The 14,666-nt window shown below is 45.0% G+C and carries 6 protein-coding genes; 3 read left to right on the top strand and 3 right to left on the bottom strand.

Annotation, left to right across the window (positions count from 1 at the left end):
• Positions 1-29 precede the first annotated feature (29 nt).
• Positions 30-1,067 carry a hypothetical protein gene (locus MHUN_RS02895; protein WP_143709334.1) on the bottom strand — a complete coding sequence of 346 codons (1,038 nt, stop codon included), beginning with the start codon at positions 1,065-1,067 and terminating at the stop codon, positions 30-32.
• 185 nt (positions 1,068-1,252) lie between these two features.
• On the opposite strand from MHUN_RS02895, the gene MHUN_RS02890 reads away from it, so the two are divergent.
• Both MHUN_RS02890 and malQ read left to right on the top strand, forming a co-directional pair.
• Complete coding sequence (locus MHUN_RS02890; protein WP_052288806.1) at positions 1,253-3,778, top strand: DUF3536 domain-containing protein; 2,526 nt, start codon at positions 1,253-1,255, stop codon at positions 3,776-3,778.
• An 82-nt stretch (positions 3,779-3,860) separates the two neighbouring features.
• Positions 3,861-5,354, top strand: a complete 1,494-nt coding sequence (malQ, locus tag MHUN_RS02885) for a 4-alpha-glucanotransferase (protein ID WP_011447599.1) — start codon at positions 3,861-3,863, stop codon at positions 5,352-5,354.
• Between the two features lie 21 nt (positions 5,355-5,375).
• Here malQ and MHUN_RS02880 read toward each other — a convergent pair whose 3' ends face one another.
• A complete protein-coding gene (locus MHUN_RS02880; RefSeq protein ID WP_011447598.1) occupies positions 5,376-8,825 on the bottom strand; it encodes a UvrD-helicase domain-containing protein in 3,450 nt (1,149 codons plus the stop codon).
• Positions 8,825-12,247: a PD-(D/E)XK nuclease family protein gene (locus tag MHUN_RS02875; protein WP_011447597.1), complete on the bottom strand. Its 3,423-nt coding sequence runs from the start codon at positions 12,245-12,247 to the stop codon at positions 8,825-8,827. Before MHUN_RS02875 ends, MHUN_RS02880 begins: the two co-directional genes overlap by 1 nt.
• A 110-nt stretch (positions 12,248-12,357) precedes the next feature.
• Between MHUN_RS02875 and MHUN_RS17145 the strand changes: the two genes are divergently transcribed.
• Positions 12,358-14,655, top strand: coding sequence for a PAS domain-containing protein (locus MHUN_RS17145; RefSeq protein WP_011447596.1), 2,298 nt, complete (start codon positions 12,358-12,360; stop codon positions 14,653-14,655).
• The last annotated feature ends 11 nt before the right edge of the window (positions 14,656-14,666 follow it).

Here is a 14,666-nt window from a genome sequence, read left to right as displayed (position 1 = left end):
AATGAAAAAAAGTCAGAGAATCAGCTCTCTTATTTTCTGATTCGGTCTAGAATATCTGTCGCATAAAGCCTGAGCCGTTCAAACTCTTTTCTTGTCAGAGGACGGGAATGGGCAATTTTTTTACGAATGGGATCAAGTTCACCAAGTTTGCTATAGACCGTTTTTATCTCTTCAAATGAGAAAATATCAGAGAAAGATTCATGATTTCGACCCTTTTCAAGAATCTTTTTAAGGTCAGTAAAATCACAGTACTCAATCAGCTCATATGAACCGATGGATATTGGATTATTCTCTTCAACCTCTTTTCGCTTTTTCATACCCTCCAGAACATCGGCAGGGATCTTTGTCTGGAGATTATCCATATTGGGCTTTACAATTCGCTGATGGATGAGGTCCCTCATCATTCGCTCAAGGGTATAGAGGAGTTCATATCCGGCAATATTAAATGATATCTCCTGATCAGTTTCAAGAATTTCGTCAAGTTTTGTCTCGATATTCTTTCGTTCTGACTGTATCTTTCCTTTCTCCCCTTTTTTGGATAATTCGGGGATAATCCGGATCACTTCAGACAATGCTCCGATGGGAGAGACCTTCAAGGATATCTGCGGGAAAAGTGCAAGTTCAGGTGTCATTCTGGATTTTTGCTGGACAAAATCTGAATAGAGATCATGTTCTGATCCATTTCGTCCTTCCAGGAGCTGCTGCCGTAATGCTTTGGCAGTTACATGAGAAAGATCAAAGATATTTGCGATATCAAGCGCTTTTTTCAGGGCACTTTCAAGTGAACCGGAGTACCCGGCAATAATCTCTTTATTAGATACAGGAACAGGGTTTGTCTCTTCCTCTTCAGACGTTAATAATGGCCGTAATGCCTCCTGAATCTCGGTATGCGTATCTTTTTTCAGTTCTTCCAGGATGCGATCCAGAAAATGGGATGGAAGGACATTCTTATATTGTCCAAGTAAGGATGCTGCACGAAGTTTATCTTCAATCCGCCTGCTTGCCATCAAAGAGGAGATCGTAGCCATTATTGTCTGAACCTGACTATTGCGGTTATCTGGGTTCATAAATCCAATAAAAACAGTACTGGCATAGATATATATGTTTTTTGGCAGTTTCCGGATAAAACAGGATAGAGATCTCAAAATTTTGATATACCTGTCACTACCCGGATAATCTCACGGACAGGTCCCCCATTCGGGGAGAGGAACAAAACTATCAAACCATGAAAAGTTTCATAAGAGATACATACATGATTCAGGATCCAGGCTGGGTGAACTCTATCAATCGGTATATTTGCATTCATGGACATTTTTACCAGCCTCCACGGGAAAATCCATGGCTGGAAGAGATTGAGATTGAAGAATCTGCATTTCCTTTTCACGACTGGAATGAACGGGTCACCAATGAATGTTATGCCCCAAACGCAGCGTCACGAATACTCGGATCTGAACGCCGGATCATCGATATTGTAAATAATTACTCCAGAATCAGTTTCAACTTCGGGCCGACCCTTCTCTCATGGCTAAAAAACCATAACCAGGAGGTCTATCAGGCCATCCTTCAGGCGGATAAAGATAGTCAGCAGATCTTTTCGGGTCATGGATCCGCAATCGCCCAGATATATAACCACCTTATTATGCCTCTGGCAAACAGCCGGGATAAAAAAACCGAGATACTCTGGGGGGTGAAAGATTTTATCTACCGGTTTGGCAGGATGCCGGAAGGGATGTGGTTATCTGAGACTGCTGTCGATAATGAAACCCTCGATCTTCTTGCCCTCCATGGGATACGGTTTACCATCCTTGCACCTCACCAGGCCAGGCGGATTCGAAAGATAGGAGAAGAGACCTGGAGCGATGTTACCAAAGAAACACTGGATATCGGCAGACCATATCTGTGCATCCTTCCCTCAGGAAGAACCATTGCCATATTTTTTTACGAGCCGGGAATAGCAGGGGAGGTGGCTTTTGGAAACCTGCTCGAAAATGGCGACCAGTTCACGAGACGACTAATTGAGGCATTCCCACGCGATTCTCATAGGCCACATCTGGTCTCCATTGCAACCGACGGAGAGACATATGGACATCATCACCGGTTTGCTGATATGGCATTGGCATATGCCCTCCATGAGATTGAATCAAAGAATCTGGCAAAGATTACTATATACGGCGAATACCTGGAGAGATTTCCGCCCGTATATGAAGTGGCCATAGCAGAAAACACCTCATGGAGCTGTAGTCATGGTGTGAAACGCTGGGAGGATGATTGTGGTTGCCGGGCGTTATACGCCTGCCTGATTTCGGATACATCGGTCTGTTATCCAGCATCATTCACATCCGGGTCATCCCCGTATAATCTTAAACCATGGAACCAGAAATGGCGGAGGCCTCTCAGGGATGCGATATCATGGCTCATCAATGAACTGGCGGTCCTTTTTGAACGGGAGATGGAAGTATTCTTTCATGATCCCTGGCAGATCAGGGATGCCTACGGTGACATCATCATTCACCGCACTTATGAAGAGATATCACGTTTCTTTACATCATATGCGAAACGGACACCCAATCCTGAAGAGATAACACGATGCCTCAAACTTCTTGAGATGCAGAAGAATGCCCTCTTTATGCAGACCAGTTGCGGGTGGTTTTTTGATGATCTTGCCGGCATTGAAACCGTCCAGATTATGATGTATGCCTGCCGGGCGATGCAGCTGGCACGTGATGTGACCGGTATGAACTTTGAACCTGAATTTATCAGGTATCTTGAAAAAGGTTTTTCCAATCTGGCACATCTTGGAAATGGCGGGGATATCTACACGAAATATGTAAAAACTGCCATTTTTGATATCAACCGACTGGCTTTTCAGTTTGCTATCATGTCCCTGATTGAAGGAAGACCTGATGAATCACCGGTGAGTCTCTATGAGATCTGCTGTAAATCATATGAACAGGCAGAGACCGGGAGTTTAAAGCTGGCCATGGGGCATGCCCTCTTTAGATCGAAGAGTACATTAAAAGAGTCAACGTTGATGTTTATCGCTCTTCATATGGGGGATCATAATTTCGTCGGAGGAGTGCGGACCTATTCATCTGAAAATGATTTTGAAGAGATTAAAGAGGATATATGGAATGCATTTACAAAAAGTGATCTTCCAGGTATGATTTTGTCACTAGATCGACATTTTGATGTTCATTCGTACTCACTCTGGCACCTGTTTCCGGATGGGAAAAGAAAAGTAATGTATAGTATTCTCAATGAAGCCCTGGAAAGTGCTCAGTATGCATACCATCAACTCTGCCACAGACATTTTCCGTTTGTTACTGCAATGAAGGAACTGAATATACCTTCGCCTATAGCACTTGATTTTCCTATCCAATACACCTTAAATAGGGAACTTATTGCCTGTCTTGATGAGGATATTATTCATATTGAGAGAATTCAGAGGATACTTGATGATATGAACAGGGGAAATTTCCTTCCTGATACAAAACTTCTCTCAGTCCATGCTGCTCATACCATTGCAAGACTTCTGAGTGGTATTGAAAAAGAGCCAGACCAGATTGAAGACATAATATTAGTAAACAAGTTATTCAGCCTTCTCTCCCCAATGTCTCTCTCAATGGATCTATGGGCATGCCAGAACACATATTTCCGAATAGGTCAGCATATGTGTCATACGATGAAACAGACCATGGAGACCGGCGATGACCATGCGCAGACCTGGATACGGGAATATTCATTGCTTGGTGAGTACTTAGGTGTCAGATGCCATTGAGGGATGGGTGCAGAATAATTATCCATAATCAGATTGACATGAATCGCGGAATAATGTATATGAAGACGTATGGAGACGTAGAATGAAGACCCGCGGGAGTGGCATTCTTCTTCACATCACTTCACTTCCCGGTCAGTTCGGGATTGGCGATCTGGGGCCTCAGGCAGATCGGTTTGTTGATTTTTTACAGGCATCAGGACAGCGGTACTGGCAGATCCTTCCGGTCCATCCAACCGATATCAGGTATGATAACTCCCCGTACCATTCTATCTCTGCTTTTGCAGGTAATCCTCTCCTCATCAGTCCTGAGGAGATGGTCAATGACGGCTATCTTGATCCTTCAGATCTGCAGGAGGGTTTGGAGGGACCTCGTGATGAAGTAGATTATAAAGCCGTCATTGCATATAAGGAACGGCTCTTTGATATGGCGTATAACCGGTTTGCGTATTTCGGATCAGACCCCCGGTTTATCGACTTTTGTAGTGAACAGGCATGGTGGCTTGATGATTACGCTCTTTTTACCGCAATCAGAAAATATTATGCCCCGGCTGTCTGGTCAGACTGGCCTCATCCATTGAAAGAGAGGGATCCCCAGGCACTTCATGAGTTTCAGGAGAAGAATAATTCAGTAATTGAACGTGAGAAGTTCATTCAGTATATCTTCTCCGGCCAATGGGAGGCACTCAGGAAAAAATGCCATAATGCCGGTATTCGACTTATCGGTGATATTCCCATCTATATCGATTACGATAGCAGTGATGTCTGGACCTATTCGGATCTCTTCCGGTTGGATAAAGAAAGGAGGCCAACATTCGTTGCAGGTGTCCCTCCGGATTATTTCAGTGCAACCGGGCAGGTATGGAATAATCCACTCTATGACTGGGATGCCATAAAGAATTCCGGGTTTTCCTGGTGGCTTTTACGACTGAAGAGAGAACTCTCCATGGTTGATTATGTACGGATCGATCATTTCAGGGGGCTTGTTGGATTCTGGGAGATCAGAGCAGGATCAGATACCGCAATCGAAGGAAGGTGGATAGAGGCTCCTGCCTGGGATTTCATCAGGACCCTGGTGAAAGAATTTCCCTGCCTCCCGATTATTGCGGAGGATCTGGGCATTATCACATCTGATGTCAGAGAGATTATGAGAGAGTTTATGATTCCGGGAATGAAAGTCCTGGTCTTTGCCTTCAGTTCCCCAACCGGGGATAACCCGTACATTCTTCATAATATCCCCAAAGATTCGGTTGTGTATACCGGGACCCATGATAATACACCGGTCAGGGGATGGTATGAACTGGATGCAACTCATGAAGAAAAACAAAGGCTTATTGCATACCTCGGAAGGGAGCCCGAAATTCATGAGATATCTGATATATTCATCCGTCTAGCGATGATGAGCAGTGCCAATACTGCAATCATACCTATACAGGATATTCTGGGACTTGATTCATCTGCAAGAATGAATAAACCAGGTACTGAACACGGGAACTGGAGATGGCGGTTACAGGAGAGGATGATATCAGAAGAACTCTCCAGGCGGCTCTCAGAACTGGTAAAAATTTACGGAAGATGAACCTCAATCTGGAGAAAGGGGTTATTTTCCCAGATATCTTTTGAGAGCTACATGTATCTCTTCATCAGAAAGAAAGCGGGGCTCTGTAAACTCTCCGGTTTTCATAGAATAAAGGAACATTCTGACCGGCTGGCCGGTGAGTACCTCTGCTGCGATCCGGTATACATTCAGTTGCAGTTCTGCACCGGTCTTGTCTCCAGATTTATAATCAATAACAGCCCATTCATTTCTGCTGTCCTGAATCAGCCGGTCAATACGTCCGGTAACCGGAAAATTCCCTGAATAGGTTATAAAGGAGACTTCCTGGAATGAACGAACTGCATCGCGAATGAGGGGAGTGCTGCAAAACCGCTGATATAAGGTATTACAAAAGGACTCTGCTTCAGGACTTGTGATACCATACGAGACAAGTACTGATTTTGTATCCTTTCCTGAAAAGATATGATGAAGCAGGGTTCCAATCTCATCAGGCAGGAGATGAGAGCCACCAGGAATCGTGACCTGATGAATAGTCTCTTCATGCCCGGTCGCTTTTCCCAATAGTCCTATATCGGTCACCGGAACAGGTCTGATCGTGGCTTTTTCATCAGGCATATCCGAGTAAAGACCACGTTTTCTGGTTCCGGACAACTTGGCATACTCATCTGGAAGGGTAAGAGGAGGAAGTGCTTCCTGTGCCCACATCCGGGTCAGTTGATCAGGATCGGTCAGGATGGTAATATCTATAGGTTTTCCGCCATCTTCCGGATCAATGCTAATAACGCCCCCTTCTTCTGCAATGTCCTTTGTTATCCCAAAGAGCGTGCACACCCAGTCAATCCTGTTATTACTCTTATCAACCGATTCATAGAATTTATCAGGTTGTTTCCCACAGAGAACAAGATGATCCCTGGCTCTCGTGGCTCCGACATAGAAGAGTCGTTTTCGCTCAGCCGATTCCTTTTCTTTCTGAATAAGCGACAATGCAGTATAGACCGGAGTTTCTTTGATATCAAAATCCTGATCAGGATCCGGAATCCTGACCCCATAGAGATGAGGATGATCACCGGAAAGTATGGGGCCCAGTTTTCCTTCTCGTGATGAACCCATGTCAGGAAGTATGACGACAGGGAATTCAAGACCCTTCGCGGCATGCACGGTCATAATATTCACCGATGTCTTCGAGAGGGTATCAAGTGCAGCCTCCCCTTCCCGTTCCTCATCGGCGATAGAGATCATCATGTCCTGTACCAGATCAAATAAACTATAGTATCCTCCCTCTGTTCTCCCCCGGATGATTCCAAGAAGTTTTGTCAGATTTGCAGCCTGTTGTTCACCCTGCTCTAATGCACCATAGATAGTAAGAATGCCGGATTCTCGTATAATGCGGTTTACCAAAGGCACCACCGGCTCTCTCCCGGCCAGGTTTCTCCATGATTCAAGCAACCGGGCTGCACGGAGAATGAGCTCCTGGTCAGCAGGTGAGCAGGAAAGGATCTCCGCTGATGGTTCTATTTCAGAGGGGCGGGTACAGAATCGTTCAGCACAGGCTCTTAACTTCTCATACAGGCTCCATCTTCGTTTCGCTCCAGGAACGTTAAGGATATGATAGATCAGCGGATCAGAGAAGCTGAAATAAGGGGACCGAAGGACACCGAAAAGTGCAGCACTATCATAGGGCCGTAAGAGGAACGAGAGAATATTATAGATATCATAGATCTCCTGCCGGGAGTAGAATCCAATCCCCCCATGGACATAAAAAGGTGTCTCTTTTCTGGAAAGAGCGGTCGTATACCGGGTAAGATGAGTCCGTCGCTCAATAAGAATTGCGATATCTCCATATCCGGCCGGTCGCATTACCCCGTCCCGGTCGGTAATTTGAAATGAACCGCATGAGACGATCTGATGAACAAGATCTGCCACCATTCCTGCTTCTATCTCCTTTGTTTCTGATCGTTCACTCCCTTTTGGTGCCTTTCCAGGAAGCAGAACGGTAATCGAACCCGGTGATGCTTTTCGGTCATCGCAGACCTGAATTGGTTCATATCCAAACTCCCAGGGCTTTTCGGTTGATGCAAAGATTCGGGAGAAGAGATAATTGACACATCCGATAACCTCCCGGCAACTTCGAAAACTCGTATCCAGATTGATGAGATTTCCCTTGCAATCGGAAAGAATACGGGTCTGAGCTTCTTTAAACCGTGTCACATCCGCATTCCGGAACAGGTAAATCGACTGCTTGGGATCACCGACGATGAAGAGGCTTCGCGTTCCTGGTTGTAATTCACCAATAATAGCAGTAATTATTTCAAATTGAGCAGGGTCGGTGTCCTGGAATTCATCAACCAGAATATACTGATACCGTGGTCTGATATGCCGTGCAACGATATCCTGATGGGATTGCAGAAATTCCCGGGTCAACTGGATGAGATCATTGAAATCAACTCCGTTTGCCTGCCTTTTCAGCATGTGTAAAAGGTCGAAGTAATATCCTGCCACGAGAGCCAGATCCCTAAAGAACGTGATGGTTGATGCAGTAAATCGTGAATCTTTATCGATATACAGGGAGAAAAATGGAACTGCTTTTTCAAGGTTTTCGATAAGGCAGGTTTTCGCTTCACGAAACCGGATTAAGTCATCATTGTCCCATATTTTTTGTGACCCCAGTTTACCGGTCGGACGAATTTTTAGAAATTCTTCCGCTGCTTTATGCAACGTTTCAGGTGGGGCATCAGGAGTGAGATCATACAGATAAGGACAGACCTGCTGTAAATACCGGACTGCACGATCATCCTTGTTTCTATATACCTCTTCAAATCTGATGAAATCTGAAATTGCATCTCTAATATCCGTGTCAGCGAAAAACTGATTTATAACCGGGGTTCTGACCTGTTCTAAAAAAATCTCCCATGCATTGATGATTCCATCCGGATCTCCTGCCAGGTCCTCTGCAAACTGTAAAAATGCGTCGGTATTTTTAGCGAGCGTTGTCATGATCTGATTGACCTGGAATTTTTCAATCTGTGCGAGAAGCCGGATAAGTGATTCCTGTATCTCTTCCGGAGGTTTTCTAATGAGGGTTTCAAATGCTTCCCGTTCTACAGCCAGTGCCTGCCCCTCATCAAGGATCACAAAACCCGGGTCAAGCCCTGCTTCAATGGCAAATTCCCGGAGAATCTGAGCACAGAAGGAATGAAATGTCATAACCGGTGCAATGACAAGCTCTTCGTGTGCATCCTTCCAGACCTGATTGTCAGGATCATCTTTGAGTCGTTCTGCAATGGTCTTTCTGACCCGCTCCTTCATCTCTGCCGCAGCCTTATCGGTGAAGGTAAGAGCAAGAACATCCCTGATGCGATATCCCTGGTCCTGAACCAGGTTCAGATACTTTTCTACCAGGACAAAGGTCTTACCGGTTCCTGCTCCGGCAGTAACCACCATGCTGACATCATGCCGTGAGATTGCCTCAAGTTGACGGGGGGTTGCTGCCATTATGCCTCAGCCTCCTCTAAACATACATCAGATACAGAGGGATACCGGTACCATTCTCCCAGCTGTGAACCCCTGTCTGGCTGGAACCTGCATATGGTTTTATACGGACAGTACCAGTCTGCATTGCATTCGGTTGTGGCCTGAATCGGGAACAATCCATTCCTTATATCATGAACATGAGAGATGGAACTATGCAGTGCATTTTCAAGAATTTCCTGCCACTGCGGTTCTGATCTGGGCAATTTTCCTTTGGGAAGGGTCTGTTTTAACGTGGGATCATAGAGAGGTATTGAATGAAGGATTTTGCGTTGAAGTTGTATATAGGAGCCAAAAACCGGTTTATTGGAAGATATGTGCTGATATGCCAGAAGATAGAGGGGAAGCTGTAATGCAGTCATACGGGTAAGGTCTGATGATCCAGGAATGTTCTTCCCGGTTTTATAGTCTATGATACCAAAAAGCCCGTCAGGAGTCAGATCAATCCGATCAATCTTTCCAATAAACCGAATGGAATTTTCAGACTCGCTCGTATCCCTATCATTCTGACCGGGGTTTTGAGATTTTTTCAACTCCCTCTGAATTGCCAGAAGATCAACCGGTTCAGTCCTGGAATCAGGATCATCATCAGGACCTCTCACTGCTCCGAATGAGTATTCAAAAAACCGGGGGGTGAACTGATGAGGAACCCTCCCATCTTCATCAGGACTCAGGCGGTCAATTTCAGTCATTATGAACCGCTCCAGAATGCCGCCACCGATATCTTCTCCCCCCATAATCTGCCTTTTCTTTGCTATCCAGAGCGGAGTCGTATAAGGAACTTTATCACACTCTTCCTCTGCAATATCCCTGATGAGGGAGAGTGCAGTATCAAACCCGGCCTCTTTGATCGGGAGAAGGCGGTTTTCATGCATAGTCCGTTTGAAACGGCTCATAATGACATGAATAAGATTCCCCTTTGTCTCAGGGGGGATGTCACTTCCAATATCAGGAAGAGGCCGGATATGAAGAACCCGTTCAAGATAAAACCTGAACGGACATTTCGCATAGGTCTCAAGCATCGACGCAGACCATGAGTATGCCGGACTGAATTGAAAGTGGAGAGCCGACCTGATAATCTGATCATCTCCAATGATTCCATCATACTCTGAACGGTTTAATCTGAACCGGTATGTTCGTTCAATTGATATCCTCTGTACCAATGAGGACAACAGAACATCTTCCGGAATATATGAGCGTGATCTCTCCCATTCAGAGTTATGGATACAGACTCCTGCAGAGTAGGATGCCTCCATATCTCCAGGAAACCCGGAATAACCACCCTCATCTGAACCACGTCCCCATTCAGGGAGAAGCGTAGATGATTTGAGATAATCGATGAAGACCGATGACAAGACGGTCCGTTCATCCTTGTGTTCATACCAGCTCAGGTAGAGATGGGTCGTTCCGGCTGCGAGTGCAGTAATAAACTGGTATTTTTCCTGTCTGAGAATATCAGAGAGGGTTCTTGTATCCATCCGGCTGTTCTCACTGGAGTTTGTGAATGGGAGTCGTGTTGTAAGCCGGGGAATATGGCCTTCATTGAGTGAGACCAAAAAAACATAAGGATAGTGCTGATGAGCGATTTCACGAATTCCTGTAAGAATGACTCCTGAAGCATCGGGAGATACATTGCCTGACTTTTCCTGCAGAACATGACGAACGGCACCAATGAAATCAATAAATGTCACCGGTACAGCCGGATTCAGGTAAGAGATAACACCGGTCCCTGAGAGATCCTGTAACTCACTGAGCAGTGTGTGAAAAGAGGACAGGTCCAGGTATTCCTCATCCGTCAGCCAGGCATTCAGGGAATTGGCATGTGCCAGGCCGGGAACCGGTGAGCCGATCTCTTTTAATATTGTTTTAAAGTGCCAGATATGCTCACGAATAGTTCGTTTGTCACGAAGTCTCTTGATAATTCCTACCAGCCTGATAATACCCTCTATTGTATCTGCAATCTCCTGTTTTTCAAGTGGGCGCCGGGGGTGGTATGTCCGTGAGACTGGTTTTTTACTCTGAACAAAGCCTTGCCCATCTGGTAATGGCTGTTCATCACCCTCATCATCAGAGAATAAAAGAACATCAGGGAGCCGTTTTTCCCAGTCGATATGACCCCCATCCAACCCATATGTCCGACAGAGGAGATCAAAATTTTTATAAGAAAGATATTTATATCGGGAATCTCTCTTTCCGCTCTTCTTCTGGTCGCCTGATTTTTGATCCGCGTCTTCTTCTGGCTCCCATCGGAACCTGCAATACGGACTTTGTATGACTCGTACCAACTCATCATATCGCATCCCTTTTTCTATGAGATCAAAAATGGAGAGATAATATGCGATAAGTGGAGAGGATTGCAGAAGAGAGCCTTGTGATGGTCGGACAGGTATACCAGAATCAGTACATGCTTCCAACGCATAGACACGGGTAGACCTGAAATCAGGAGTGGCAATTGCGATATCCTCATAAGAAACTCCAATTTCATGCAACCGCACGATTTCCCGTATCACCTCTCTCATCTCCGTCGCCGGATCTGAAAACCCCATTCCAGATATATGGGGAAAGTTCAGGTAGTCATCATTTCCGGATGGATCATGACAGAAGATGGTCGTCATTTGCTGCTCCATCCCGGTTGATGGTATGACCTCCTCACTCCCATAGGAGAGCCAGTCACCCGTGTCTGAAAAAATATCCGGATCTTTCCCATCGGGAAGCGTATAATGCAGGGTTTCGCCTACTTCTCCCAATGTGCATATCAATCTTTTTTCAAGGGGCATAGGTTCAAAAAGTCCGAATATATGGACATGACGGATGATTGACCTGATATCCGTAGGATCTCTTTTCTTAAGAAAATCTATCGTCCATGAGAGCAGGGTATCCTGATCTACGAGATTGTTTTCACTGAGTATGTGTTGATATGCGGATATTAGAAGAGATATCTGATGACTTTTTTCAGATTGCAGAGGCCCCAGGCAGGCAGGATAGTCTATCTCTCTCCGGATGATGACCTGCATGAGGATCTGAAGGTCCTGGACTGCACGGGGCGATGGATTTTTCTGGGCAAAAAAGAGGGTGAGTTCATCCTGGTGTTTTTTTAACAGATCTACAAGAAGAAGACGTGATGTCTCCGGCTTTATGAGAACCGTTCCATCTCCATACCGGTCGATAAGATATCTGCACAGGTCATCAGGAGTGCAGATGTGGTCAGGAAGAAAGGTGATTCCGGACTTGATCAGCTGGTCCCGAACCATCCTGATTAGTCTGTGTGTCGGAAGAATCAACCACGAGCCAAAGGGATCCTCTTTGATATGGGATATATAAGTATTGACCGTCTCACTTAGACCGGTGCCGGGAACTGCATGAATAAGAACGATCTGACCTGGCATGCAGTTAAAATGTTAGTGTCAGGCCTATATCTGAATATCCAGATATGATCTGGATTAAAGGTCAGTCTTAAATGCTCAAGGGTATAATTCCCATATATCCAGGATACGTTATGATCTCAGCGCTCTATGTCGATGATGATCCATCCTTTCTTGAAATTGGAAAGATGTTTCTTGAACATTCCGGCATGATTCAGATTACTACGGCGATATCTGCGAAAGCTGCATTGGAGACCATGCAGGAGCAAATATTTGATGTGATCATTTCTGATTATGAAATGCCAGGAATGAACGGAATTGAATTTTTAAAAAAGATTCGTGAGAAGAACGCAATCATTCCTTTTATAATATTCACCGGAAGGGGGAGGGAGGATGTCGCAATCGAAGCGCTGAATTCCGGGGCGTCATTCTATCTGCAAAAAGACGGGAATCCTGCTGCTCTTTTTATTGAACTAATCAATATGGTGAACCGGGCTGTTCAGCACGCACATGCAGCATTTGAACTTGAAAAGAAAAATGAGGAACTAACATCATTAAATGAAGAGCTTGCTGCGTCTGAAGAGGAGCTTCGAAGGACGATTGAACAACTTGCCCTGCAGTCTGAACAAATACGGGAGAGTGAGGAACGGTACAGATTGGTCATGGAAGCGACCAGTGATGGAATCTGGGATTGGAATCTCAAGACCAACGAGGCTTTTTTTAGTGACTGGTACTACCGGATGATCGGATATGAGCCTGGAGAATTTGAGGGTAATTATGAGAACTGGCGGTCACTTCTTCATCCTGATGATGTGATTCGTGCTGAAAAGGAGATACAGGAGAGCCTTACCAGAAAGGACAAAGGGTTTGATATCGAGTTTCGCATCAGGACAAAAAATGGTGACTACCGGTACATCCATGGAAGAGGAAAGGTTGTTGCATGGGATAATGAAGGCAATCCCTGCCGGATGGTCGGATCTCATATCGATATTACCGACAGAAAACGGATGGAATCGGCTCTTCTTGATAGTGAAGAGAAATACCGACTTCTTGCAGAGAAATCAAGAGATCTTATCTTCATGCTCCGCCTCCCTGAATGGAAATATGAATATATTAGTCCCTCAGTTCTGGAGATTACGGGGTATACCCAGGAGGAATTTTATAGAAACCCAGATTTACTTCGAAGATGTATAGCCCCGCACAGCCTTGAATACTTTGAGAAGGCATATAAAGACCTGCTCAATGGGATTATTCCGGAGACGTATGAATTTCAGATTATCACCAAATCAGGAGAACTGAAATGGGTATCCCAGAGAAATTCCCCGATAACAGATAAATCAGGCACCATTACTGCGTTGCAGGGGATTGTTACTGATATTACCGAACGTAAAACCAGTGAAGAGATCGTCTGTGAAGCAATGCAGAAGTATGAGACGCTGTTCTCCAGTGTTCCAACCGGCATTATCGTGACGGATGAGAATGGTGCAATCATTGAAGTGAACCAGCATGCAGCACGGATTCTGCATGTCAGCCGTGAAGAACTCATTGATAAAGGCATCTCTAGACCAGAATGGACAATATTTAAAAATGACGGCACCATAGTCAGCTCATCACAAACCTACCCTTTACTAGAACTTCTCAAACAAGGAGAAAATATTGCAGGAATTGAAATCGGTATACAAAACCCAAACGGAGAGATAGCATGGATAATGGCAACGGCATCCTTACTCAGGCTGAAAGGATATGGATCGGTAGTTTCTTTCCTTGACATCGGAGAACAGAGACGAATATCCCAGGCTCTTACCATGGTTAATAAAAAACTCTCCCTGCTTACCAGCATCACCCGTCATGATGTGAAAAACAGTTTGACTGCCCTGAAAGGATTTCTTTACCTCCTGGCAGAAGAAATTGACACCGAGAGTGAAAAAGAGTTAATCGGCCGGATTGGCTCTATAACCGGAGATATTGAACGAAAAATTCTGTTCACCAGTACCTATCAGAATATTGGAGCCGAAAGCCCGCAATGGCAGAATATTTCCCATCTGGTTGATGCTTTAAATGCTGATGGAATGAAGGTAGTCAATGAATTAAAAGGTCTTGAAGTTTTTGCAGATCAGATGCTGGGTATGGTCTTTGAAAATCTGATTCAGAACAGTCTGATGCATGGAGAAAAAGTCAGCCAGATACTTTTGTCTAAAAGACAGGAGGGACAGGATCTGATAATTCTCTATGAGGATGACGGAATAGGTATTCCGGATTCTGAAAAGGAAAATATTTTTGAACGAGGTTATGGAAAAAATACCGGTTTCGGGCTTTTTCTGATCAAGGAGATTCTCTCGATAACCGGTCTGTCAATACGGGAGACGGGGAAGTATGGGGAGGGGGCAAGATTTGAAATACTGGTCCCCCAGGGTTCTTATCGGTTTTCTTAATAAAATATCCT

This window comes from Methanospirillum hungatei JF-1, from assembly GCF_000013445.1.
GTDB classification, from domain to species: domain Archaea; phylum Halobacteriota; class Methanomicrobia; order Methanomicrobiales; family Methanospirillaceae; genus Methanospirillum; species Methanospirillum hungatei.
This window is presented reverse-complemented; position numbering and strand designations above follow the sequence as displayed.

Excerpts from the sequence above, each read along its gene's own strand:
- MHUN_RS02890 (WP_052288806.1), top strand. The coding sequence starts at position 1,253 with ATGATTCAGGATCCAGGCTGGGTGAACTCTATCAATCGGTATATTTGC.
- MHUN_RS02875 (WP_011447597.1), bottom strand. The coding sequence starts at position 12,247 with ATGCCAGGTCAGATCGTTCTTATTCATGCAGTTCCCGGCACCGGTCTA.
- malQ (WP_011447599.1), top strand. The coding sequence starts at position 3,861 with ATGAAGACCCGCGGGAGTGGCATTCTTCTTCACATCACTTCACTTCCC.
- MHUN_RS17145 (WP_011447596.1), top strand. The coding sequence starts at position 12,358 with ATGATCTCAGCGCTCTATGTCGATGATGATCCATCCTTTCTTGAAATT.
- MHUN_RS02880 (WP_011447598.1), bottom strand. The coding sequence starts at position 8,825 with ATGGCAGCAACCCCCCGTCAACTTGAGGCAATCTCACGGCATGATGTC.
- MHUN_RS02895 (WP_143709334.1), bottom strand. The coding sequence starts at position 1,067 with ATGAACCCAGATAACCGCAATAGTCAGGTTCAGACAATAATGGCTACG.